The 24576-nt window shown below is 67.6% G+C and carries 21 protein-coding genes; 14 read left to right on the top strand and 7 right to left on the bottom strand.

Translation table 11 applies throughout. The annotated features are described in order from the left end of the window. Positions 1-3 precede the first annotated feature (3 nt). The 3 genes from HNQ07_RS06165 (at position 4) to HNQ07_RS06155 (ending at position 3482) form a co-directional block, all read left to right on the top strand. The gene (locus HNQ07_RS06165; RefSeq protein ID WP_184110060.1) at positions 4-1611 is read left to right on the top strand and encodes an FAD-dependent oxidoreductase; all 1608 of its coding nucleotides are present in this window, start codon (positions 4-6) and stop codon (positions 1609-1611) included. 10 nt (positions 1612-1621) lie between these two features. Continuing rightward, positions 1622-2659 (top strand): LacI family DNA-binding transcriptional regulator, encoded by a 1038-nt coding sequence (locus HNQ07_RS06160; protein WP_184110059.1) that lies wholly within the window; start codon positions 1622-1624, stop codon positions 2657-2659. Between the two features lie 73 nt (positions 2660-2732). After that, entirely contained in the window at positions 2733-3482 is a 750-nt protein-coding gene (locus HNQ07_RS06155) for a DeoR/GlpR family DNA-binding transcription regulator (RefSeq protein WP_184110058.1), read from the top strand. A gap of 66 nt (positions 3483-3548) precedes the next feature. Here HNQ07_RS06155 and HNQ07_RS06150 read toward each other — a convergent pair whose 3' ends face one another. From HNQ07_RS06150 to HNQ07_RS06125, 6 genes are all read right to left on the bottom strand, one after another. Beyond that, the gene (locus HNQ07_RS06150; protein WP_184110057.1) at positions 3549-4520 is read right to left on the bottom strand and encodes an ABC transporter permease; all 972 of its coding nucleotides are present in this window, start codon (positions 4518-4520) and stop codon (positions 3549-3551) included. Further along, positions 4495-5994 (bottom strand): sugar ABC transporter ATP-binding protein, encoded by a 1500-nt coding sequence (locus tag HNQ07_RS06145; RefSeq protein WP_229831851.1) that lies wholly within the window; start codon positions 5992-5994, stop codon positions 4495-4497. The genes HNQ07_RS06150 and HNQ07_RS06145 overlap by 26 nt, the downstream gene beginning before the upstream one ends. Positions 5995-6080: 86 nt before the next feature. Then, positions 6081-7073, bottom strand: a complete 993-nt coding sequence (locus HNQ07_RS06140) for a sugar ABC transporter substrate-binding protein (protein ID WP_184110056.1) — start codon at positions 7071-7073, stop codon at positions 6081-6083. A gap of 58 nt (positions 7074-7131) precedes the next feature. Then, complete coding sequence (locus tag HNQ07_RS06135) at positions 7132-7998, bottom strand: PfkB family carbohydrate kinase (protein WP_184110055.1); 867 nt, start codon at positions 7996-7998, stop codon at positions 7132-7134. Next, positions 7991-8956, bottom strand: a complete 966-nt coding sequence (locus HNQ07_RS06130) for a sugar phosphate isomerase/epimerase family protein (RefSeq protein ID WP_184110054.1) — start codon at positions 8954-8956, stop codon at positions 7991-7993. Before HNQ07_RS06130 ends, HNQ07_RS06135 begins: the two co-directional genes overlap by 8 nt. 441 nt (positions 8957-9397) lie before the next feature. Continuing rightward, positions 9398-10093 carry an HAD family hydrolase gene (locus HNQ07_RS06125; protein ID WP_184110053.1) on the bottom strand — a complete coding sequence of 232 codons (696 nt, stop codon included), beginning with the start codon at positions 10091-10093 and terminating at the stop codon, positions 9398-9400. 281 nt (positions 10094-10374) lie between these two features. Between HNQ07_RS06125 and HNQ07_RS06120 the strand changes: the two genes are divergently transcribed. Continuing rightward, a complete protein-coding gene (locus HNQ07_RS06120; RefSeq protein ID WP_184110052.1) occupies positions 10375-11514 on the top strand; it encodes an ABC transporter substrate-binding protein in 1140 nt (379 codons plus the stop codon). A gap of 151 nt (positions 11515-11665) precedes the next feature. Next, positions 11666-12145: a hypothetical protein gene (locus HNQ07_RS06115; RefSeq protein WP_184110051.1), complete on the top strand. Its 480-nt coding sequence runs from the start codon at positions 11666-11668 to the stop codon at positions 12143-12145. 142 nt (positions 12146-12287) lie between these two features. On the opposite strand, the gene HNQ07_RS06110 is transcribed toward HNQ07_RS06115, so the two are convergent. Beyond that, positions 12288-13949 (bottom strand): long-chain-fatty-acid--CoA ligase, encoded by a 1662-nt coding sequence (locus HNQ07_RS06110; protein WP_184110050.1) that lies wholly within the window; start codon positions 13947-13949, stop codon positions 12288-12290. 237 nt (positions 13950-14186) lie between these two features. Between HNQ07_RS06110 and HNQ07_RS06105 the strand changes: the two genes are divergently transcribed. From HNQ07_RS06105 to HNQ07_RS06065, 9 genes are all read left to right on the top strand, one after another. Further along, on the top strand, positions 14187-14570 hold the full coding sequence (locus HNQ07_RS06105; protein ID WP_184110049.1) for an HU family DNA-binding protein: 384 nt from the start codon (positions 14187-14189) through the stop codon (positions 14568-14570). 569 nt (positions 14571-15139) lie between these two features. Further along, on the top strand, positions 15140-16720 hold the full coding sequence (locus HNQ07_RS06100) for a succinoglycan biosynthesis protein exop (RefSeq protein WP_184110048.1): 1581 nt from the start codon (positions 15140-15142) through the stop codon (positions 16718-16720). A 3-nt stretch (positions 16721-16723) separates the two neighbouring features. Beyond that, positions 16724-18157, top strand: coding sequence for an undecaprenyl-phosphate galactose phosphotransferase WbaP (wbaP, locus tag HNQ07_RS06095; protein ID WP_184110047.1), 1434 nt, complete (start codon positions 16724-16726; stop codon positions 18155-18157). Positions 18158-18669: 512 nt separating this feature from the next. Continuing rightward, entirely contained in the window at positions 18670-19440 is a 771-nt protein-coding gene (gene rfbF / locus HNQ07_RS06090) for a glucose-1-phosphate cytidylyltransferase (protein WP_184110046.1), read from the top strand. Beyond that, on the top strand, positions 19437-20432 hold the full coding sequence (locus HNQ07_RS06085; protein ID WP_221274813.1) for an NAD-dependent epimerase/dehydratase family protein: 996 nt from the start codon (positions 19437-19439) through the stop codon (positions 20430-20432). Before rfbF ends, HNQ07_RS06085 begins: the two co-directional genes overlap by 4 nt. Continuing rightward, positions 20429-21778 carry a lipopolysaccharide biosynthesis protein RfbH gene (rfbH, locus tag HNQ07_RS06080; protein WP_184110045.1) on the top strand — a complete coding sequence of 450 codons (1350 nt, stop codon included), beginning with the start codon at positions 20429-20431 and terminating at the stop codon, positions 21776-21778. Before HNQ07_RS06085 ends, rfbH begins: the two co-directional genes overlap by 4 nt. After that, positions 21778-22749 carry an NAD-dependent epimerase/dehydratase family protein gene (locus HNQ07_RS06075; protein WP_184110044.1) on the top strand — a complete coding sequence of 324 codons (972 nt, stop codon included), beginning with the start codon at positions 21778-21780 and terminating at the stop codon, positions 22747-22749. Before rfbH ends, HNQ07_RS06075 begins: the two co-directional genes overlap by 1 nt. A 9-nt stretch (positions 22750-22758) precedes the next feature. Beyond that, the gene (locus tag HNQ07_RS06070; RefSeq protein ID WP_184110043.1) at positions 22759-23634 is read left to right on the top strand and encodes a transketolase; all 876 of its coding nucleotides are present in this window, start codon (positions 22759-22761) and stop codon (positions 23632-23634) included. Then, on the top strand, positions 23631-24557 hold the full coding sequence (locus HNQ07_RS06065) for a transketolase family protein (protein WP_184110042.1): 927 nt from the start codon (positions 23631-23633) through the stop codon (positions 24555-24557). Before HNQ07_RS06070 ends, HNQ07_RS06065 begins: the two co-directional genes overlap by 4 nt. Positions 24558-24576 lie beyond the last annotated feature (19 nt).

Genomic DNA, 24576 nt, shown 5'->3' with positions numbered 1-24576 from the left:
TTCATGCCAGACACCCACACGGACATCCTGATCATCGGCGGGGGCACGGGCGGCGTCGCCGCGGCCCTGGCCGCCCTGCGGCTCGGCCGGCGCGTCCTCATGACCGAGGAGACCGACTGGATCGGCGGGCAGCTCACCTCCCAGGCCGTGCCGCCGGACGAGGGCATCTGGATCGAGGAGGTCGGCTGCACCGCGTCCTACCGCGCTTTTCGCAACGGCGTGCGCGCGTACTACCGCCAGCATTACCCGCTGCGGCCCGAGTCGCGCGCCGAGGTGGCGCTCAATCCCGGGGCCGGGACCGTCAGCCGCCTGTGCCACGAGCCGCGCGTCGCCCTGGCGGTGCTGGAGGCCATGCTCGCTCCGTACCGCGCGGACCGGCAACTGGTCGTGTTGCTGGAGACCCGGCCCGTCGCCGTCGAGATGGACGGGGACCGCGTCGCGGCCGTCACGGTGGAGCACGTTCCGAGCGGCGAGCGGACGGTCCTCACGGCGCCCTACGTGCTGGACGCCACCGAGACCGGCGAGCTTCTGGACCTGGGGGGCATCGAGAGCGTGATCGGCGCCGAGGGCCACGCGCAGACCGGCGAGCCGCACGCGCTGTCCGAGGCCGATCCCCTCAACCAGCAGGCGATCAGCTGGTGCTTTGCGATGGATCACCTCGAGGGCGAGGACCACACCATCGACAAGCCCGCCGGTTACGACTTCTGGCGCGGGTACCAGGCGCCGTTCTGGCCGGACCGGCAACTCAGCTGGACGCTGTGCCAGCCGATCACGCACCGCGCCGTGTACCGCGACCTGTTCGGCAACCCGGACGAGACCCCGCACGGCGGCGACCTGTGGCACTTCCGGCGCATCTTCGCCCGGCGGCACTACCCCGAGGGCCGCTACGCCAGCGACATCACGCTGGTGAACTGGCCGCAGATCGACTACTGGCTCGGCCCGGTGCTGGGCGTCAGCGAGGAGGAGAAGGCGAAGCACCTCGCCGGAGCCCGCGACCTGAGCCTCAGTCTGCTGTACTGGATGCAGACCGAGGCGCCCCGACACGACGGCCCCGGCCACGGGTACCCGGGCCTGCGCCTGCGCGGCGACGTGACCGGCACGCGGGACGGTCTTGCCAAGGCCATCTACGTCCGCGAATCCCGCCGCATCCGGGCGCAGTTCACGGTGCTCGAGCAGATGGTCGGCGTGGACGCCCGCGCGGGCCTTCAGGGCGCCGAGCTGTTCCCCGACACGGTCGGCATCGGGCAGTACCGCATCGACCTGCACCCGTCCACGCGCGGCCGCAATTATGTCGATGTGGCGTCGTGGCCCTTCCAGATTCCGCTGGGGGCGCTCCTCCCGGTGCGGGTGGAGAACCTCCTGCCCGCCGCGAAGAACCTCGGGGTCACGCACATCACGAACGGCTGCTACCGCCTGCACCCCGTCGAGTGGAACATCGGCGAGGCCGCCGGGGCGCTCGCGGCACACGCGCTGAACGCCGATCTGACGCCGGCGCAGGTCTACCACACGCCCGCCCTGCTGGGCGACTTCCAGGCCCTGCTGGAACGCGACCTCGGCTTCGAGCTGCACTGGCCCGAGGCGCTGCGCCTCACGCCCTCTCCCGGGTTCTAGGATACGGAGCGTGGCCCCCCCGCCCCGTAAAGGCCCCACCCAGCGCGAGGTCGCCCGGCTTGCCGGGGTGTCCCAGGCGGCCGTGTCGCAGGTGCTCAACGGCGGCGTGGACGGTATCCGCATTCCGGACGCGACCCGGCAGCGCGTCCTGCAGGCCATGCAGGAGATCGGCTACGTGCCCAACGTCGCCGCGCGGCGCCTCGCGGGCGGCCACAACCGCATCCTGGGCGTGTTCACGTACGAGCCGGTCTTCCCGACAAGCACGCGGGACTTCTTCACCCCCTTCTTGGAAGGGATCGAGGAAGCTGCCGCGGAACTCGACTACGACCTGCTGCTCCACACCCGGCCGGGGCCGCAGGGGGGCCGGCGCGCGGTGTACCACGACGGGGCCAGCCGCCTGCGGCTCGCGGACGGCACGGTCATGCTCGGTCTGCTGGACGAGCAGCGGCGCGAGGATCTGGCGCAACTCGTCGGCGGAGGCCACCCGACGGTCTTCATCGGCCGGCGCGACCTGCCGGGTCAGGACCTGCCGTACGTGACCGCGGACTACGCTGCCGCCACCGCCCAGGCCTGCGCGGCCCTGCTGGCACGCGGGCACCGGCACACCCTGTACCTGGGCACGCTCACCCGCCACGAATCCGCCGTGGACCGCGAACTCGGGTACCGCCGTGCCCTGCGCCATGACCCCGAGCACGGGCGCGTGGAGCGCGTCGAGACCGTCACGCCAGAGCTGGTGGCCGGGGCCCTGCGCGTCGGCGTCACCGGCGTCCTGTGTGAGAACGAGCGCCTGACTGCCGAGTGGATCGCCGTGGCGCAGGCGCTGGGGCACCGCTGGCCGCAGGACTACGGCTTCGCGGTGCTGGGCGACCCCATCTACCAGGGCGAGCTGCCGGCCGGCTGGGCGCACGTGACCATTCCCCGCCTGGAGATGGGCCGGGAGGCCGTGCGCCTGCTCGCCCAGCTCCTCGCCGGAGTCCCCGCCCCGCCCCGCATCCTGCCCTGCCGCTGGGTGCCCGCGGCGTCGCTGGGTGGGAACGCCTCGGGATAAGCGGGCGGTGTTCACTGCGGGAGACGATGACCTGCGTCATGCCGGTGATCGAATGTGCGTATGATCTGTCCATATGCTTCCACTTGAGCGGCAAACGCGCATTCTGGAGCTGATGGACGCGCACGAGTCCCTGCTCACCCAGGAGATCGCCGAGAAAGTCGGCGTGTCCGAGGCCACCATCCGGCGTGACCTGCAGGGCCTGGCCGAGCGCGGCCTGGTGTCGCGCACGCACGGGGGCGCCATGCGGCTGGAGCGTCACATCGCGCGGGAGCCGGCCTTCGCCACGAAGTCCGTGCGGATGCCGACCGAGAAGATGGCGATTGCGGATTACGCGGCGTCCCAGGTGCCCGACGGCGCCACCGTCATCTTCGACGCGGGCACCACCATCCTGGAGGTGGCGCGCCGGCTGGCGGGGCGGCCGCTCACCGCGATCACGCTGGACCTGCCCGCCGCGCAGGCCCTGGCAGTCGGGGAAACCGAGGTGCTGCTGCTGGGCGGGCGCGTCCGCAGCAACAGCTTCAGCATCACCGGGCCGTGGACCGAGGAGCACTTGCGCAACCTGCGGGCCGACCTGTTCCTGATGGGCGCGCACGCGGTGGACGAGCGCGGAGTCTCGAACGCCGTGATCGAGGAGGCGGTGGTCAAGCGCCTGGCGGTCGAGGCCAGCCACGCCACCATGCTGCTCGCGGACCACACCAAGTTCGGGTGGCGCGCGATGACGCAGGTGTGCGGCCTGGACCGCATCGGGCGGATCGTCAGCGACCGCCGGACGCGCAGGTTCGAGTGGCTGCGCGACGCCGGCGTCACCCTGAACGTCGTGTGAACGCCGCCCCGCCCGGGTGGGCTGGAGCGGCGAGGTCAGGAGCGGGGGTGGCGCTCCGTGGACGGATCACGGTCCGCGGGTGTAGCGGTCGATGACCATGGCGCCGATGATGATCAGGCCCGTCGCGAGCAGCTGATAGAAGGCCTGCACGCCCAGCAGCGTCAGGACGTTCTGCAGCATGCTGAGCAGCAGCGCCCCCAGCAGCGCGCCGACCACGTTGCCCTTGCCGCCGGCCAGGCTGGTGCCCCCGACCACCGAGGCGGCGATGGCGCTGAGTTCCCAGCCGTTGCCGAGGATCGGTTCGGCGGCGCCGAGCTGCGCGATCAGGACGAGCGCGGCGAACGCGGCCAGCACGCCGGAGATCACGTAGGTCAGCGTCACGAAGCGGCCCGTGTTGATGCCACTCAGGCGCACCGCCTCGGCGTTCCCGCCGATGGCGAGGATGTACTGCCCGGTCTTGGTGTAGCGCAGGATGAGTGTGAACGCGGCCACCAGCACCAGCGCGGCGATCAGTGGAATCGGGAGCCCGAACACGTCGCCCCCCAGCGAATTCTTGAAGCCGTCGGGCAGCGACAGGATGGGCTGCCCGTTGGTGTACGACAGCGCCAGCCCGCGGTAGAAGGTCATGGTGCCGAGCGTGACGATGAACGGCGCGAGCTGCACCCGCGTGATCAGCAGGCCGTTCACCAGGCCGGCCACGGCGCCCACCGCCAGGGCGACCACCACGGCGAGCAGGGGCGGCAGCCCGCGCTGCATCAGGTCTGCGCCGATCACGGCCGACAGCGCGGCGGTCGAACCCACGCTCAGGTCGATGCCGCCGGTCATGATCACGTACGTCAGGCCGATGGCGACGATGGTGTTGATGGCCGCGCTCAGGCCGATACCGGTGATGGCGTTGTCGACCGAGAAGAACGACGGCACGGTCGCGCTGAAGACCACCGCGCCGAGCAGCAGGATGGCCAGGATGCCCGCCTCGCGCAGGCGTTCGATGACCGCCGCGCGGCTGGCGGCGTTAGACGTGGACTGGGTCTTCTGCATGGGCATGTGCTCCGGTGGCCAGCGCCAGGATGCGCTCCTCGCTGGCGTCTTGGCGTGAGAGTTCCCCCGCGACCGTTCCCTCACGCATCACCAGGACGCGGTCGCTGAGCCGCAGGACTTCGGGCAGTTCGGACGACACCATCAGCACCGCGACGCCGCGCTCGGCGAGGCTGTCGATCAGCGCGTAGATGTCCGCCTTGCTCGCCACGTCGATGCCGCGGGTGGGTTCGTCGATCAGCAGCAGGCCGCAGCCGGCCGCGAGCCAGCGGGCCAGGATCACCTTCTGCTGGTTGCCGCCCGACAGGCGGCGGATCACCTGCTGGGGGTTGTTCGGGCGGATGCCGAGCTGCTCCATCTGCGGCTCGACCTCGCGGCGCATCTCGGTGCCGCGCACGCCCACCCGGCCCTTGGCCCAGCTGGTCAGCATCATGTTCACGCTCACCCGCGCGTCGGGCACGATGCCCTGGTGGCGGCGGTCTTCCGGGATGAAGCCGGTGCCGCGCCGCATCATGCCGGCCGGCGTCGGCCGGGCCACGACCTCGCCGTCGAGTTCGACCTCGCCGCACTCCGCCGTGTCCGCGCCGTAGACCGCGCGCAGCACCTCGGTGCGCCCCGAGCCGATCAGGCCGGCCAGCGTGACGACCTCGCCGGCCCGGACGCTGAAACTCACGTCGTCAAACGCGCCGGCGCGGCCGAGGCGGCTGACCTTCAGGCGGATGTCGCCCGGTGTCCTGTGCGGCGGGGCGTGCTGCGCCGCGAGTTCGCGGCCAACCATCATGGTCACGAGCTGCTCGCGGGTCACGCCGCGCTGCTCGACGGTGCCCACGTACTGCCCGTCGCGCAGCACCGTCACGCGGTCGGCGAGTTCCTCGATCTCGTCGAAGTGGTGGCTGACATAGATGATGCCCACGCCGCCGGCCGTGAGTTCCCGCACCACGGCGTACAGCTGCCGGGTCTCCTGGGTGGTGAGGCTGGACGTCGGCTCGTCCATGATGATGATGCGGGCCTGCCGGGCGAGCGCGCGCGCGATCTCGACCATCTGCTGCTGCGCGATGGTGAGGCGCTTGACGGGCGTGCCCGGCGCGACCTTCAGGCCCACCCGCTCGAGAAACGGCTGGACGCGGGCGTTCATATGCGCGTAGTTCAGGCGCTCCCGGCCCTCGTTGCCGAGCAGTACATTCTGCGCGACCGTCAGTTCGGGAATCAGCGCGAGTTCCTGGTGGATCATCGCGATGCCGTGGTCCTGCGCGGCGCGCGGGCTGTGCAGGACCACGCTCTGCCCGCCCACGCTCAGGGTGCCGGAGTCCGGCTGGTGCATGCCGAACAGGGTCTTGAGCAGGGTGCTCTTGCCGGCCCCGTTTTCACCGAGCAGGGCGTGCACCTCGCCCTCACCCAGCGAGAAATGGACGTCACGGAGCACCTGGACGCCGCTGAACGATTTGTTGATGTTGTGGGCGCTGAGCAGCTCAGCCACGGCACACTCCTTTGATGGGGACGACTCCGGCGGATCAGGGCGGGCCCGGCACATCTGCTGCCGGGCCCGCCCCTGGCATGCCGGGATTACTTCTTGAACTGCTCGTACTGGGCCATGTTGTCCTTCATGACCAGCGCCTGCGGGGTGGCGACCACGCGCGGCAGCTTCTGGCCGCCCAGCAGCCGCACGGCCACCTCGACGGCGACCTCGCCCGTCAGGATCGGGAAGGAGTCCACGGTCCCGGTGAGTTCACCCTTCTTGATGCTGTCGTAGGCGGCGTTGATGCCGTCGGTGCCGAACACCAGCGTCTTGCCCAGTCGGCCGGACGCCTTGACGGCCTCGACCACGCCGAGCGCCATGGTGTCGTTGTTGCAGTAGAACGCGGTCAGGTTCGGGTAGCGGCGCAGCAGGTCACGCGCGGTCGTGAAGGCCTTCTGGCGGTCCCAGTCGGCCGGCACGCTCGCCACGACCTTCAGGGCCGGGTTCTTGGCAAGGGTGGTCTTGAAGCCCAGGGTGCGCTGGCGCGCCGCGTACACGCCGGCCTGACCCTCGATCACGGCCACCTGACCGCCCTTCGGGAAGGTCTTCAGGAGGTAGTTGGCGACGCTCACGCCGTTGTCGTACTGGCTGTTGCCCACGAAGTGCTGCGCGGACGGCGCGACCGCGTCGTTGACGTTCAGGACCAGACTGGTCTTGCCGGCCTTCTGGATGCCCGGCAGCAGGTTCACGTCGCTCTGCGGCGAGATCAGCAGCGCCTTGTAGTCCTTGCCGAGCATGGTGTTCATCATGCTGAGCTGGCCGATCTGGTCACTCTCGTTGCTGGGGGCCTGGGCGTCGATCTTCACGCCGTACTTCTCGCCGCCCTTGAGATACCCGCTGCGCAGCAGCTGCCAGTACTCGTTCGACAGGGCCTTCATCACGCCGCCGAACTGGGTGCCGGCGGGCAGTGTGGGCACTGGCCCGAACTTCGCCTCCAGTTGCGACGACTCGATCCGGCTCTTCTCGGTGTCGGGAGAGAACGCCTGCGCGGCGGCGACACCGGTGACGGCAAGCAGGGCGGACACGATGGTTGTTTTCATGCTGGGCCTCCTGGGCTGTGAAAGGGCGACGGGAATGGGGAGCGGGACGACGTGTGGATCACGAAACGGAATCGTGTTTGTGCAGCAGTTGAACGAAGTCGGCGGCGGACGTCACGGCGTGCCCGAGGGCGTCCGGCACGGTGGTGCCGCGCGCGATCTGCCCGGCCAGCACCCCGACGAAGTGGTCGCCGGCACCGTGCGTGGAGCGCGCCTGGACGGCCGGGGCGGGCAGGTCTGTAGTGAGCACGCCGTCCCGGTAGTGCAGAACCCCGCCCGCACCGAGGGTCACCACGACGCTGGGATGGTCAAGCGGCAGGTGGGCCGCGCGGGCCGAGGGGTCTGAGCCGGTCCACGCCCGCGCCTCCACAGCGTTCACGACCACATGATCCGCCAGGGCGAGCGTCGCGTGGTACGCGGGGTCCGCGCGCCACGGGGCGGCATTCAGCAGGACCGGAATGCCCGCCGCCCGCGCGTCTTCCAGCAGGCGGTGCAGAGTCGGCGCGGCCGTCTCCCACTGGCAGACCAGCAGCCGCGGAGGATCCGCGCGCAGGGCCGGCGCCACATCCTCGGCCTTCAGGTCGGCGTTGGCGCCCGGCACCACCACGCCCACGTTCTCGCCGCCGTGATCGAGCAGCGCCACGCTGGACCCCGTGGCGAGCGATCCGCTGATCTGGAGCGCCGTGTGCACGCCCAGGCGGATCAGGGCCTCCCGGGCCTGCTGCCCGTCCGCGTCGTTGCCGACGCACGCGGCCAGCGTGGTGCGGACGAGCTGGGCCGCCGCCACCGCCTGGTTGGCGGCCTTGCCTCCCAGCTGCGACCAGTGGCCCGTGGCGATCACCGTCTCGCCCGGCACGGGCAGCTGCTCGACCTGCACCATCCGGTCGACGTGCAGGCTGCCCGCCACCAGCACGGCCGCTTCAGACATGGACGCGCTCGGGGAAGAGGAGCTTCTCGATGACGGCCGTGACGTTGAACGCGTCGTGCCCTGTGCCGATGGCGGAATCGGCGGCGATGTCGCGGGCCAGGGTGAGCAGGCGCTGCGTGACGCGGATGTTCCACTCGCATTCGCGCACCGGGTCCTCGCGGACCGGGAAGGTATCGAAGTAGATGGTGCCGGGGTACCCGCCGCGTTCCAGCAGCACCAGCAGTTCCAGCGTGGTGAGCAGGCTGGCGGTGCCGACCATCAGGCCGTCGTCCTGCCGGCCGTAGCCGTCGTTCAGGTGCACGCCGAACAGCTTGTGGTGGCGCAGGGCCAGCGCGGCCGCCTTCGGGGCGTGCTCGTTGGCCATCTGCGCGTGGCAGTAGTCGAGCACGACGCCGAGGTTGTCTGCGCCCACCTCCTGCACCACCAGCAGGGCCTCGCCCATGTTGCCGATCAGGGAATACTTGCGCGGCTCCCACGGCTTGTACTCCAGCCCGACCCGCATACCCGGATCGTGCGCGGCCAGCTGCGCGAAGCCCTCCACGGTGTGCGCGAACATCCGCTCGTAGCTGTCCTGGAAGGCGTAGTCGAAGCCGTCGAAGCCCGGCCACACGATCACGTGGTTGCCGCCCAGGGCGGCGCAGGCGTCCATCGCCTGGCAGCTCAGGTCGATTGCCTGCTGCCGGACGGCCGCGCTCGGGTGCGTGAAGCCGCCGTCGCCGAACGTGTCGGCCGGGTACCGGATGTTGAGGCTATCGACGCTGAGCCCCAGGGCCTCGATGGTCTCGCGGGTCGCGCGCAGCGTCGCCGGCGTGAAGTGCTCGGGAAAGTTCAGGCTCAGGGAATTTAGGCCCTGGATGCGGGCCGCCCGCCGGAGCAGGTCCTCGGTGCTGACCGGGCCGGGACCAAAGAACAGCTCTGGCCTCGACTTGAGTGAATTGAGACGCGTGGCAAACAGCATCCAGACCTCCTGAAGCAGACGCCTGCGCGTCTGTGCGTGTTTCGTTTTCGACATCGCCAGTATGCAGACGTCCGCTCGGCAATGTCAAGCGTTTATGATCGTATGAGCAAAAATGATCAGTCGGGCAGGATTCATGCACGCGTCCGGTCAGGCGCAGTCGCGAGTGCAGGGTGGTGGGCGGCAGGATGCACGCGCCCCGCGGACCGCGACGGTCTTCAGGCGAGGGCGTGCGCCACGGCTTGGAGGACGCTGCACGCTCACGGGTCCTGAGAGCCTCCGCCTACCAGTGAACTGTCGGTGCTGCCTCCTGTCGCGTGGCAGAGTCAGGTGCGTGGTCCGGAGTTGGCCGCTGGACTGATGCGGGCCTGCCGTCGTAGCTCCTTCCTGCCACCCGAAGCGCACAGAGTGCCACCTCTGACCTGCGCCGGGACACGCCCGTCGTTATTCGTCCAGGGCGTCCTGCGCCTCCGCGGGGTCCAGCCACGCCAGGGCACCAGGGATGACGGCCAGATCGCACAGGGACAGGAACGCGCGGTCGGCATCCGTGGCGCCCACGCCGAGCGTCATGGTCACGTCCTCAAGCTGCCCCATCACGTAGTTCACGGCGCTGTCGGCGCTGATATCGCGCGGCAGCACGACCAGCGAGCCGTGGTCGCGCAGCAGCCGGAGGTCCGCGGCGAAGGGGCCGCCGTCGATCCAGTCCTTCCATTCGGTCGCCGCGGCGTCGAGCGCCAGACCGAGCGCGTGTGGGTGGGCAGCCCGGACCAGCAGCGGATAGCCCTCGCGGCTGACGACCTCCACGTCCAGCCCGAGGTGCGAGAACATGGTGATGTGCTCGATCGCCTGGGCGGCCAGCGTCAGGGCGTCGGCGTGCGCGGCCTGTGACTGCCGGATCAGGCGGCGCCACGCCGGGTCCTGATCGCCGTCGGGCGTGATGACGACTGCTCCGTGGAGCAGGATCTGCCAGGACGTGAAGGCGGACGGGACCTCGATCACCTGTTCCTCGTCGCGGCCGGTCACGGGAATCAGGTCCGCCGCCGCGAGCAGCGTCGAGAGGCCGGTCGCCAGATCGGCGGTCACGGCCGAATCCGTCGGCGTCGTCAGCAGCGGATCGGGATTGACGAAGGCGTAGATCATCACCGCAGTGTGAGGGATGCGTCGCCCCCTCACGGCGTCCTGGGCAAGATTTCAGCTGGATGAATCGGGCGGGCGTTCCTGCCCGGGCGGTTCTTCAACGAGGCACGGACAACTTGCGCCGTTTTCCTGCCGAGCGCGCTCCCCATGTGCTCGTCACGTGACGAGCGCGCGAGCAGACAGTCGGAGGCGTGTCCTGCCAGCTGTCCGGCGTGGACCAGACCGAACTGGCGGCTCTGCTAATATTCCGTCATCCACAAGTCACGCTTCACCCCGGAGGTTCCATGAACAGAAATCTCGTCCTGACGGCCCTGCTTGCCTACGGCTCTATCGCCACGGCGGAGGTGAAGATCGGGGTGATCGTGTCGGCGACCGGTCCCGCCGCCAGCCTGGGGATTCCCGAGCGCAACACCGTGGCGCTGCTGCCCCAGACGATCGGTGGGCAGCGCATCACGTACACGGTTCTGGACGATGCCAGCGACACCACTGCGGCCGTCACGGCGGCACGGAAACTGATTCAGGACAACAAGGTCGATCTGATCATCGGCACCACGACCACGCCTGCCAGCCTTGCCATGATCGATGTGGTCGCGGAGGCCAAGGTGCCCATGATCAGCCTCGCGGCGTCGGAGGCGATCATCAAACCCGTGGATGCCAAACGCGCGTGGGTGTTCAAGACGCCCCAGACCGACGCGCTGATGGCCGCGGCGATCGTGCAGCACATGCAGCAGAACAAGATCAAGACCGTCGGGTACATCGGCTTCAACGACGCCTACGGCGAGGGCTGGCTGGCGGAGTTGAAGAAGAACGCGGCTGCCCGGGGCATCCGCGTGGTGGCCGAGGAACGCTACGGCCGCAGCGACACCAGCGTGACCGGGCAGATCCTCAAGGTCGTCGCCGCCCGCCCCGACGCCGTGCTGATCGGCGCGTCGGGCGTGCCGGCCGTGCTGCCGCAGAAGACCCTCAAGGACCGGGGCTACGCGGGCGCCATCTACCAGACGCACGGCGTGGCGAACGCCGACTTCCTGCGGGTGGGCGGCAAAGATGTGGAGGGCGCCATCCTGCCCGCCGGCCCGGTGCTCGTCGCGGACCAGCTGCCGGACACCAACCCTGACAAGAAGGTCGGGCTGAACTACGTGGGCCTGTACGAGTCCAAGTACGGTGCGGGCAGCGTCTCGACCTTCGGCGCCCACCTGTGGGATGCCGGCCTGCTCCTGCGCAAGGCCCTGCCGGTCGCGCTGAAGCAGGCCCAGCCGGGCACGGCCGAGTTCCGCGACGCGCTGCGCAGCGCCCTCGAGGGCACCCGCAACGTCATCGGCGCGCACGGGATCTTCAACCTGTCGGCCACCGACCACCTGGGCCTCGACGCCCGGAGCCGGGTCATGGTCCAGGTCGTGAACGGCACGTGGAAACTGCTGAAATGAGCCCGCGACCCCCGGAGTAACAGGGGAGACCTGCCCCGGCACAGCGTGGGAGCCGCCGCACTCCTCTCGACGACAGCGCTCGCCCGGCCCCACGTGAAGCCGGTGCGGGCGCTGCGCTGTCGCCAGACCTGCCGGCGGGATACCTTCAGCTATGGTCGACGCCCCGCGCCCCCTCGACGAGCCGCTGATCGCCCAGGTCATGAACGTATACGGGCCGTGCACGCTGCTGCGGCTGTACGACGACACGCACCTTCAGCTGGAACCGTCGGCCGCGTCCCGGCTGGTGCTCCTGAATCTCGGCCCCGCCCACGTGCTGCTGGAGTCCGTGACGCTGGGCTGGTTCGACGGCGGCACCGACCGGACAACGTATTTTCCGTTCGGCACTGTGATCGTGCCGGGCGAGGGCAAGGACCTGCTCAGCGTGGACGCCCTGCCCGAGATCATGGCACTGATGGGCAGTCCGCTGCTCCCCGGTTTGCCCGGCGCTTCACGCGCGTTTCGCGTGCTGGCCCGCGTGGTGGTTCCGGGCGAAATCCTGACCGTCGCCATGATCGTCAAGCCTCTGGCCGTCGCGCCGGATGGCTCCGGCTATTTCGGCGTGGTGGTCGATTATGACCAGGCGCGTCACTGAGTGTCGGTACGCCCGAGCGCTGGCCCCGCCTGAGCAGCGATCTTCTGTTCGGGGGGTCAGGAGCAGACGCCAGAAGGAAAGAGGTGCGCCTGTCCCTTTGGGCCTCACTCTTCCCACCTGCGAGGACCTATGCCACATCCAGTCAGGACGCTGCCGTCCCGCTGAGTCGTGCCCGGGCCGCTTCCTGCAGTGGGCGCCACGCCACCTTGCCGGTGGGGCTGCGCGGCAGGCTGTCCACGAACTCGTACTCGCGCGGGACCTTGTACGTGGCCATCTGGGTCCGGGCCCAGGCCTCTATGTCCGCAGGGTCCGCAGTCTGGCCCGGCTTGAGCACGATCAGCGCCCGGGCGCGCTCGCCGGTGCGTTCGTCCGGCACGCTGATCACGCACGCCTCCTGTACCGCCGGGTGCGCGTGCAGCAGGTTCTCGACCTCTGCCGGCCAGACCTTCATGCCCGATACGTTCACCATCCGCTTGAGGCGGTCCGAGAAGAAGAAGTAGCCCTCCTCGTCCATGCGGCCCAGATCGCCGCTGCGGAAGAACCGCTGGCCGCCGATCTCGATGAACGCGGCGGCAGAGTCGAGGGGACGGTTCCAGTACCCCTGCATCACCTGCGGCCCGCTGATCACGATCTCGCCCACCTGACCAGTCGGCAGTTCCTCGAGGGTGTCGAGGTCGATCACGCGCGAGTCCACGTTGAACAGCGGAATGCCCAGGCACTGCAACTTCTGCCGGCCCTTCGGGTTCGAGTGCGACTGCGCCATCGTCTCCGACAGCCCGTAACCCTCGAGGTAGAGGATGCTGGTGGAGTCCAGGAGCTTCTGTCCCACGGCTTCCGGCAGGCTCGCGCCGCCCCCCGTGATGTTCCGCACGCTCGCCAGGTCGGCCGGATCGAAGTGGGGAGACGCCATTAGGTCGATCACCATGGTCGGGGTCGTGGTCCACAGAGTCACGCCCTGGGTGCGGATCAGTGTCCGGGCCACGTCCCGTTCCCAGCGGGACATGATCACGATGCGCCCGCCGCCGGTGAGGCCCGACAGCAGCGAGTTCACGAAGCCGGTGACGTGGAAGAACGGCAGCGCCGCCAGGAAGACGTCCTCGACCGTTCCGTCCACCCACGCCCCGGCGCCGAAGACATTCGCCTGCACGGAGCGGTGCGTGTGCATGCAACCCTTGGGCAGGCCGGTGGTGCCGCTCGTGTACGGCATCACGCACAGGTCGTCGGCCGTGACTCCGGCCGCGGGAGCCGGCTCGGCCGTCAGGGCTGCGTCCAGTGTCACGTCGGTAGGCCGCAGTTCGGGCGCTGCACTCAGGCCCTCGGGCACGGGAATGCCGGCGGTCGCCTCCGTCCCTTGCAGGATGTCCGCGACGACCGCGTGCTCCAGCCCCGCCTGCACGGCCCGCTCGTATACCTCGGCGCCCACGATGCCCACGCGGATACCGGCGTCTTGCAGGAAGAACGCGAATTCCCGCGCCTGGAGCATAGGTGCCAGCGGCACCACGACCGCGCCGAGCTGCCACGCCGCGAAGGCACCGAGCACCCATGCCGGTGAATTCTGCATCCACAGCGCCACCCGGTCGCCCTTCACGACGCCCTTCGCGGCGAGGTGGCCGGCCAGGCGCGTCGCCTGATCGTGGAGCTCGCGGTAGGTGAGCGACCGGCCGTAATGCCACAGGGCCACCTTGTCCGGATACCGCTCGGCACTGACCTGCAGGTTGTGCATCAGGCCCGTGCGCGGCAACGTCAGGCTCCTGGGCTTGTGGGGGGGCCAGTAGTGGGCGGAATGGAGCAGAGCAGGAGTCATGTCAAGCCTCCGAGGGGACGGCGCGCGGGGTGCCGTCCGGGTGTGGATGTGGTGGCGACGAGTCTAGCGCGTCGTCGCGCAGGAGCGGTAGAACGCCCCCACGTGCCCGCACTCTGTTTTGGCAGAATGGTAAAAATATTGTCTGGAATGGCGTTTTCAGATTTGATGTCCGGGGATGACCGTGCTGGAGGGCGTTCTTATCGGCTTCCCCCCTGTTCAAGCCGCGCTGGATATGTCATGCTGCTCACCATGACCAAAAAGTCATCGAAGGCCCCCGCCAAGAAGCCTGCCGCCAAAGCCGCTGCCAAGCCCGCCGCGAAGAAGACCGCGACCAAGGCTGCCAGCACCAAGGTGGCCAAGACCCAGCTCGTGGAACTGGTGGCCGACAAGACCGGCCTGACCAAGAAGCAGAGCGAGGAAGCCGTCAGCGCCATGCTGGACGCCGTCGTCAGCGCCGTGAAGGGCGGCCAGAGCGTCGGCCTGCCCGGCCTGGGCACCCTGAGCGTCAAGGCCACCGCCGCACGCACCGGCGTGCGCCCCGGCACCAGCGAGAAGATCCAGATTCCCGCCGGCAAGAAGGTCGCCTTCAAGGTCGCCAGCACCCTCAAGGGCAACCTGTAATATCCAGCGCGGCTGGCCAGGGGGCACGGGGGCGACTCCGTGCCCCCTGGCCTGTGGCCCGGCACGGTCACGGGATCAGATGACAGGTTGATGACCCGGGCCCGCCTCACAGCTGCCGTGTTCCTGCGTGACCAGCACGATGTCCGCTGAGTGTCTCATTCCCAGCTTTCCGCTCGTAATGCCGCCCCATCGGGACCTATGACCTTCTCATGAAGCTGACGGCCGCTTGGGATTTGGGCATCCTTTCCTCATCTGCGTCAGAATTATGATTTGCTGTCAGTACCGCCCGCTGCAGCGGCGTTCCCGAACTTCGGGGCCCTGGACGCGTGGCGTTGTGCCGTGAGCACCGTTCACCCGCTGGCTGAGTGAAATCCTATGCCTGAATTCCTGACCATGACCAAGATTGTTCCGCCACCCGATTGGCGCGTTTTGCACGCGCCGCGTGTCACGTGCCCCATAAGCCGTCGAGACACCTCACACAGTTCCGGATTGGGGCGATCGGTCTGACCCGTGTTCCGTCCACTGAGACGGCCCCGAACCTTGCCGGTCGGCCGCTGACCACCCCTGCCATGCTGAATACCCAGCCTGGAGACGAAATCGAATTCGCAGCGTTGTGGGCTGGGCTCCGGCGCCAGCGCCACTGGATTCTCTTGACCGCGTTGGGCCTGGGCCTGGCAGTCTTCCTGTGGTTCAGCGCCCAGCCGCCCGTGTATGAGGCTACATCTTCCCTGAGCACCACGGCGGTGGTGTCCCTCGCCACAGTCCGTGAGACGGTCGTGACGGCCCTCCCGGTGCCTGACGGCGCGCTGCAAGACGCCCTCCAGGGCCCAGTCGTGATGGGCCGGCTGATCGCGCTTGTTCAGGGGGCGGCCGGCCTGCCGGCCACCCGCCGGGCGGCGCTGACGGCCCACCTCCAGAGGGAGTTCCAGCAGCAGCGCGTCCGCACCGTCCAGTTGGAAAGCCGGATCGACCCCGGCGGCAACGGTATCTACCTCCTCACGGCCCAGGGCCGGAGTCCGGGCGAGGCCGTGATCCTTAACGATCTGGCGGCTCAGGCGCTTCTCGAGTGGGACTTGGCGCGGGCCTCGGCAGGCCTTCTCGATACCCAGCGCCGAGTGACGGCCCAGCTGGCCGAGGTGAGCCGTCAATTGGGCCGCGCTGACCTATCGGTGACGGATCAGCAGGCGCTGCTGGCCTCGCAGGGCAGCTTGCGGCGGATCCAGACTCAGCTCGGTGTCCAGGCCCTGGGGATCAGAGGCTTTCTTGAGCGTGTCGCGCCGCCCACACCGCCGCAGGAGCCTGTCTCGCCCCGGCCGCTGCGCGACGCCCTACTCGTCGGGGTTCTGGGTCTGGTATTCGGCACCGGGCTGGCCGCTCTGCGCACGGTCGCCGACCGCAGCGTGCGAGACGAGGATACTCTGTTGGCCCTGGGTTGGCCGGTTCTGGGCACTGTCCCCGCCGACCAGCGCGGGCAGGGGGGGATCGGGTTCGTGCGGGTAAACCTGGGGGCCCAGCTCGGCCGGTGGGCAGGCCACCCAATTCTTGTCACCTCCAGCCGCGAGAGTGAGGGCGCCGATCAGCTCACGCTGTCCATGGCCGCCGAACTGGCCAGCACCGGCCTCCGCGTGCTGATCATTGAAGCTGGGCCGCGCTCGGCAGCCCTCTCCCCGACCGCAGGCCGGCTTGCTTCCGCCTCCTGGCGGCAACTGTGCGGCGTCGGAGGTGCCCGAATCCTGTGGGAAGCGCTGGACGATCCTGGGAATGTGCAGGCCTTGGAACTCCAGCCGGGCGTGGATTTGCTGCCGTCCGGATCCGATTCTGATGACGTGCCCGGCCGTCTTGGCCGGCATCGGCAGGCCGCCGCACTGGGCGACCTGTTCGCCCGCTGGGGCGCTGGCCACGACCTGGTGCTGATCAGCGGGCCGGCCCTCCTGACCGATGCTGACAGCTTGATGCTGGGGGCGCATGTGGCTGGTGCGGTCGTCGCCGTACGTGAAGGCCGGTTCAGGTTCAAACTTGTCCAGCAAGCGTTGCGGCGTGCCGAGAATGCGGGTGTGCACGTCCTGGGTCTGGTCTTGACCAAGCCACCCGCCGGAACTTGGATCCCCGGTCTGCGCGCGGCGGCTGGATCCATGCGGCAGGGCCTCTGAGCCATGGGCGTCCTGTCTCCCACGCCCATCCCGATGCAGCGCCGCTCCGAGCGTGCTCCCCGGCTCACCAGCGTGCCCCAGGGCCTGGTTCTGCTGACCGGCGACGTGCTGGCCCTTGCGCTCGCCCTGCTCATGACCAGCGCGGTGTTCGGCCTGGCCATCAGCCGGTCTGGCCTGCAGGCGCTGGCTGTGTGGGGTGGCCTGTGGCTTATCTGGCGAGCGTACCAGGGACTGTACCCAGGCTATGGCCGCTCACCGCAGACCGAACTGCGCCTGCACGTGATCGGCACCCTGCAACTGGTCGCCGGTCAGCTGGCCGCCGCTCTTGCTACCCAGCGGTTTTCCCCCAGTTTTTCCGGAATCATCATGGAGTGGTCCATTGTGCTGGTGGTCTCCCTGATCCTCCGGTACTACCTGCGGGCCAACCTGGTCGCGATGAATTTCTTCGGCCGCGAGATCAGCATCATCGGCGCCGGCCGCACGGCCGAGGTGGTGATCGCTCACCTCAGAACATACCCGGCCTATGGTCTCAAGCCTGTCGTGGCTTACGACGACAATGTCGATTTGCACGGTACGGTCGTGAACGGCGTTCGGGTCGTGGGTCCCATCAGCATGGCGCTGGAGACACCCCTGACCGAACACGCCCTTCTCTCTATTCCAGGCGCGCGGGCCGAACTTGCTCAGCGGCTGGTCAACAGCGTCTACGCGTCCTTCCCGTATACCTGGATTATCCCCGACCTCTTTGGAATGCCCAATCAGGCGCTCCAGGCCCACAACATCGGCACGGTCGCCTCGCTGGAGATCCGCAATAACCTCAGAAGCCTCCAGTCTCAGGTGCTCAAACGGGTGCTGGACTTCCTGCTGGGCCTCGGCCTGTCGCTGCTGCTGCTGCCCCTGCTGGCACTCATCGCTCTCCTGATCCGTCTGGACTCACCGGGGCCGGTTCTGTTCGCTGCGCCGAGGCTCGGCAGGCAGCACCGCGTATTCAACTGTTACAAGTTCCGCAGCATGCATTTCGATGCGGAGGAGCGGCTCCACGGGATGCTGTCGGACGATCCCGCGTTGAGAGACGAATACGAGACCTACCACAAACTGAAGAGCGACCCCCGAGTCACCCGAGTGGGCTATTTTCTGCGGAAGTACAGCCTTGATGAGCTGCCTCAGATCTTCAACATCTTGCTGGGCCACATGAGCATGGTCGGCCCGCGGCCCTATCTGGTCAGGGAACAGCACAAACTGGGCTCATTTAGCAGTTTCGTCTTGCAGGTGCGGCCGGGCATTACCGGCTACTGGCAGGTGTCAGGCCGCAACACCAGCACCTTTGAAGAGCGCATGGACATGGATAAGTTCTACATTACTAACTGGACGCCATGGCTGGACCTGATGATCCTGCTGCGGACCGTCGGAGTCGTACTCAGGGGCCATGGGGCCTACTGAGTGCGGGGGCGTGCGGCTTGGCTCCCCTTTCTGAGGAGACTGCGTGCTTCTCCCGGGTTGTGGAGACTCCCTGCGCCAGCCTTGACTACGCACAGGCGGCGGCACATTCTGGGCCTCCCGATCTGACGGCAGCGCACGGCCGTAGTCGACGTGACGGTCGGTCAACTGTCTGGGCACTCCGACTGGTCTGTCCCTGCACAGCCATCGCCACCTCCAGCGACCAGCCAATCAGCGTTCGGAAGCTATATTGGCTCGAGTGGCTGACTCATTCAAGCTCAGAGGCTCGCTATCAATCGACATGCCCTGTCAGAGCTGGAGATTCCGTGGCGGCTTCAATACAGGGAAGATTCACTCAACAAGCTCGCGCACAAGGTGAGAAAACAGAACAGATCATATTGGCTCAGGGTAATGGCGGAGATACGCCTCCCGTCATGGCAAAAAATGAGGAGTAGATCAGTGGATTCTAATATTTCGCAGTACACGCACGGTGACATGACCTATCTGGACGGCCGATGAAAGCGGTCATCCTGGCCGGCGGAATGGGAACCCGGCTGGCTGAGGAGACGGCGATCCGGCCCAAACCCATGGTGGAGATTGGCGGCAAACCGATCCTGTGGCACATCATGAATATCTATGCGGCCCACGGAGTTGACGAGTTCATCATTGCGCTCGGCTACAGGGGCGAAGTGATCAAGGAATACTTCCTGAACTTCTACGCCATCAACAATGACATCTCTGTAGATTTGGCTACGGGCACGACAACCATCCATCACGGCAAGCAGCCGCACTGGAAGGTGCATCTGGTGGACACCGGGGTGAACACCATGACCGGCGGCCGGCTGGGCCGCATCCGTCCATGGCTGGGCGAGGATCAGACCTTCATGGCGACGTACGGTGACGGTGTGGCCGATGTGGATATCGCGCAACTGTTGAAGTTCCACCAGGCCCACGGGCGCACGGCGACCATGACGCTGGTGCGGCCCCCCTCGCGCTTCGGCGGCGTGCTTACCGAGGGCGACCGGGTTTCGGAGTTCAGCGAGAAACCGCAGACCGGCGAGGGTTGGATCAACGGCGGCTTCTTTGTCCTCCAGCGCGAGGCCCTGGATACCGTGGCTGGGGACGACACGATCTGGGAACGCGGGCCGCTGGAGTCGCTGAGCGAGGCGGGTCAGTTGATGGGCTACCGCCACGACGGGTTCTGGCAGCCCATGGACACTCTGCGCGAGAAGCACCTCCTGGAAGACCTGTGGCAGACCGGCCAAGCCCCCTGGAGGGTCTGGTGAGCGCCCTAAACCCCGCCTTCTGGACCAGCAAGCGGGTGCTGGTCACTGGAGCCACCGGTCTGGTCGGCTCCTGGCTGACCCGCCGCCTGGTGGATCTGGGCGTGTACACCGTGGTTCTGATCCGCGATCAGGATCCTCAGAGCGAGCTGATGCGTAGCGGCACCCTCTCTCGCGTGAGCGTGGTGAACGGCGCTCTAGAGGACTACGCCACGCTGGAGCGGGCCATCAACGAGCACGAGATTGACACGGTCTTCCATCTGGGTGCCCAGACCATCGTGGGCACCGCGCTGCGCAGTCCCCTGCCGACCTTTGAGGCCAACATCCGGGGCAGCTACAACCTGTTCGAAGCCTGCCGGGTTCACCGCTCCCTGGTGCAGCGCGTGCTGGTGGCCTCCAGCGACAAGGCGTACGGTGACAGCGCGGTATTGCCCTACACCGAGGCCATGCCGGTGGGCGGCCAGCACCCCTACGACGTGTCCAAGTCCTGCACGGATCTGCTGGCGCAGACCTACAGCCACACCTACGACCTGCCCGTGGTGGTGGCCCGCTGCGGCAACATCTACGGCGGCGGCGACCTCAACTGGAGCCGCATCATCCCCGGCACCATCCGCAGCCTGCTGGCGGGTCAAGCCCCATTGATCCGAAGCGACGGCACCCTGACCCGTGACTACGTGTACGTGGAAGACGCTGTGGATGCTTACCTGCTGATGGCGGAGGCCGCCGAGCGCGAGGGCGTGCGCGGTGAGGTCTTCAACTTCGGACCGGACAAACCCCGCAGCGTGCTGGACGTCACCGCGGCACTGCAGCGGATCATGCACAGGGAACATCTCATACCCGTGATCCAGAATCGGGCCCGTGCCGAGATCCAGGATCAGTATCTGGACAGCCGCAAGGCCGAGCGGGTGCTGGGCTGGCGTCCTCAGCGTGAGTTCGACGACGGTCTGAAACGCACCGTCGCGTGGTATGAAGACTTTCTGGGAGCCAGTACATGACCGATACCCTGAACACTCCAGCCCTCCCCCAGACCGCCGAGGAACTGCGCCGACAGATTCTAGAGCTGACGCGGGTTTACCACGCGGCCCAGTGGCCCGAACGTGCGTTCGCACCCGGCGAGTCGGCTGTGCCGGTCAGCGGCAAGGTCTTCGACGCCGATGAGGTCGAGCATCTGGTGGACGCCTCGCTGGACTTCTGGCTGACCACCGGCCGCTACGCCCGGCAGTTCGAGAAGGAGTTCGCCCGATGGTTCGGCGTGCGCCACGCCCTGCTGGTCAATTCCGGCTCCAGCGCCAATCTGGTGGCCCTGAGCGCCCTGACCTCCCCGGATCTGGGCGACCGTCAGCTCAAGCCCGGCGACGAAGTCATCACCGCCGCCGAGGGTTTCCCGACCACCGTGAACCCCATCATTCAGAATGGCCTGGTCCCAGTGTTTCTGGACGCTCACATCCCCACGTACAACATTGACGTGACCCACCTGGAGGCGGCCATCTCGCCGCGCACGCGGGCCATCATGGTGGCGCACACGCTGGGCAATCCTTTCAACCTGGACGCCGTGATGGCGGTGGCTAGGAAGTACAACCTGTGGGTCGTCGAGGACACCTGCGACGCGCTGGGCGCGACCTACCGCGGCCAGAAGGTCGGCACCTTCGGCGACCTGGCGACGGTGAGCTTTTACCCAGCGCACCACATCACCATGGGCGAGGGCGGCGCGGTCCTCACCAACAGCCCCCGCTTGAAGAAGCTGGTCGAAAGCTTCCGCGACTGGGGCCGCGACTGCTGGTGCGAGCCTGGCGTGGACAACACCTGCGGCAAGCGCTTCGGCTGGCAGCTGGGCGACCTGCCTGAGGGCTACGACCACAAATACACCTATTCGCATATCGGTTACAACCTCAAGCTGACCGACATGCAGGCCGCGGTGGGCGTGGCGCAGTTGGATAAGTTAGAAGGCTTCATCGCGCGCCGCCGCGAGAACTTCGCTTACCTGCTGGAGCAACTGCGCCCGTACGAGGACGTACTGATCCTGCCCGAAGCCACTCCCAACAGCGAGCCGAGCTGGTTCGGTTTCCCGATCACGGTGCGTGAGGGCGCGACCTTCACCCGCAATAATCTGGTGCAGCACCTCGAGAGCAGGAAGATCGGAACCCGCCTGCTGTTCGGCGGCAACCTGATCCGTCAGCCCGCTTACAAGCATGTGAACTACCGCGTGGTGGGCGACACGGTTCAGACCGACCGGGTCATGAACGGCACCTTCTGGGTGGGCATCTATCCAGGGCTGGGCCGCGAGCAACTCGACTTCATCGCGCGGACAGTAGGCGAGGTGTGCGCCCCGGTCAGCCCCTGATGGAAGATCTGCCTGGGATGCGGGTTTTCGTGACGGGCGCGACGGGACATCTGGGCCGCGCGGCAGTTCGTGCATTCGTGGAGGCCGGATGCACGACAGCTGTGCTGGTGCGGCCAGACCGTGAGCGCGGAGCGAGTCTGCCGGAGTGGCCGGAGCTCACCGTGATCGGCGGCGATCTGCACGACGTGGCGGCATTCGCGCCCGCGCTCCACGCCTTCGCGCCGGATGTGGTGGTACATCTGGCGTGGTTTGGCGTCGGTAACGGCCTGCACGACGATCCGCGCCAGGTTCACCAGAACCTAACGGGCAGCTTGGAGCTGCTGGAAGCGAGCGCGTCGGCGGGGGCCAGAACGTTCGTGGGGCTGGGCTCGCAGGCAGAGTACGGGCTCCCAGGTGGGGTGCTGACCGAGGAACTTCTCCTTGAACCGATCACGCTGTACGGAGCGGTGAAGGCGTCGGTCGGTTTGGTGGGAGCGCGTCTGGCGTCCTCGCTCGGGCTGCGGTTCGTCTGGCTGCGGCTGCTGGCCACCTACGGTCCGTTCGACGATCCCCGGCACCTGATTCCCTTCGTGATCGATGAGTACCTGGCTGGCCGCGTGCCCGAGTTGACAGCGGGCGAACAGCTCTGGGACTATCTGTACGTGGACGACGCCGCCCGTGCCCTCGTCCGTGTAGCGCAATCCCAGCGGGCGCAAGGGATCTTCAACCTAGCGTCGGGCACCAGCCGAACCGTGGCCTCGGTGGTGACTGCCATCCGCGATCTGATCGGACCAGAGCTGCCGCTGGGCCTGGGGGCGCGGCCCTACGCCAGCAACCAGATCATGCGGCTTGAGGCTGACATCTCGAGGCTGAGTGGCGCCACTGGCTGGGCACCGACCACGACCCTGGAAGCTGGCCTGGTCCAGACGCTGGCCTGGCACCGTGCGCAGCACTCCGCAGCGGGGCAGGCCGGGCCGCATTCCCTTTTTTAGGAGCATGTCATGACGCCACCTGCCGAAATCACGGCCCCCCTGGACGCCACCCTGTTGAGGCGAAGCGTGCTCAGGATGGCGCACGCGGGCTCGACGGTGCATATCGCCTGTGCCTTCTCTATCGTGGAAATCCTGGCCGTGCTGTACCGGGGCTGGCTGCGGCACAACCCGCTGCCCCAGGCACCAGGGCGCGACTATCTGGTACTCAGCAAAGGGCACGGGGTCATGGCGCAGTATGCTTGCATGTATGCCCTGGGGTGGTTGGGCGATGAGGATCTAGACCGTTATTTCGCCGATGGCACCCGCCTCAAGGGGCTATCCGACGCGCATGTGCCGGGGCTGGAAGTCACCTCCGGCTCGCTGGGCCACGGCCTCTCGGTTGGCGTGGGGCTGGCGCTGGCGGCCAAGCGCCAGGACACCGGCCAGCGGTGCTACGCCGTGGTTGGCGACGGTGAGATGAACGAGGGCAGCATCTGGGAGGCCCTGATGTTCGCCGCTCACCAGCGGCTGGACAACTTGGTCCTGATCGTGGACGCAAACGGGTTCCAGGCGATGGGTTCTACGGCCGAGGTGCTCGATATGGGTGATCTGGCCGCGAAGCTGCGCGCCTTCGGCTACGACACTCGGGACGTGGACGGGCACGACGAGCTGGCCCTGGACGCCGCACTGGGCACTCTGCGAGACCAAGATGGGCGTCCCAAGGCCCTGGTCGCGCATACGGTCAAGGGAAAGGGGCTGTCGTTCATGGAGCACAACAATCAGTGGCATTACACCCGGCTTGATGCCACCACTCTGGCGCAGGCGCTCGGCGAACTGCCCATCCAGCTGGAGTCTGCGCCTGGAGCGCGTGCGCCAGCAGAACCCGAAGAGGACATCCAGTCATGAGAACCGCGTTCTCGCAGAGCCTGATCCGCCTTGCCCAGGCCGACCCGAACGTCGTGCTGCTCACCGGCGATCACGGGTACGCCCTGTTCGACGAATTCCGGCGGGTCTGCGCGCAGCAGTACGTCAACGCCGGGATCGCCGAGCAGAACATGGTCGGTGTGGCTGCCGGACTGGCGAAGGCGGGGCTGCGGCCTATCGTGTACGGGCTGAGCGCCTTTGTGCCCATTCGGGTGTTGGAGCAGATCAAAATCGACGTCTGCTACGAGCAGTTGCCCGTGATCTTCGCTGGGGACGGCGCGGGGGTGGTCTACAGCGCGCTGGGCTCCAGTCATCAGAGCACCGAGGACGTCGCCGCGCTCCGAGCTCTGCCGTCCATCCAGATCCTGTCGCCTGCCGACGCCTACGAGCTGAAGGCCTGCATGACCCTTGCCTACGAGACGGCCGGGCCGGTCTATCTACGAATGGGAAAGGCCGATCTGGGCGATGTTCATGACCGGCCGCTCACGCTGCGTGCGGGGGAAGTGCTGAACCTCCGGGCGGGGCAGGGGCCACTGGCATTCCTGGCGACGGGCTCGATGGTCAAGACGGCCCTGAAGGTGGCGGATGACTTTCCCGGTGCCGCCGTGTGGAGCGTACCGTCTATCAAGCCGCTATCGGAAGCCGCCGTGGCCTCGGTTGCCCGTGCGCACCAGGTGCTGGTGGTGGTTGAGGAGCATTCGGTGCTCGGCGGTCTGGGCGCTGCGGTGGCCGAGATCGTCAGCACGCACGCTCCGACATACGTCTGCCGGATCGGGATTCAAGATCGCTTCTCCGAATTCTGCGGCTCGTACAGCTATCTGATGCAGGAGCACCGGCTGACGGCCGATGACGTGCAGGCACAGGTCGAAGCATTTCTGGGGCGTCTGACGCCTGTTTCTTCATGACAGTGGCCCGTCAGCGGAC

This window comes from Deinococcus metalli (assembly GCF_014201805.1).
GTDB classification, from domain to species: Bacteria; Deinococcota; Deinococci; order Deinococcales; family Deinococcaceae; genus Deinococcus; species Deinococcus metalli.
This window is presented reverse-complemented; position numbering and strand designations above follow the sequence as displayed.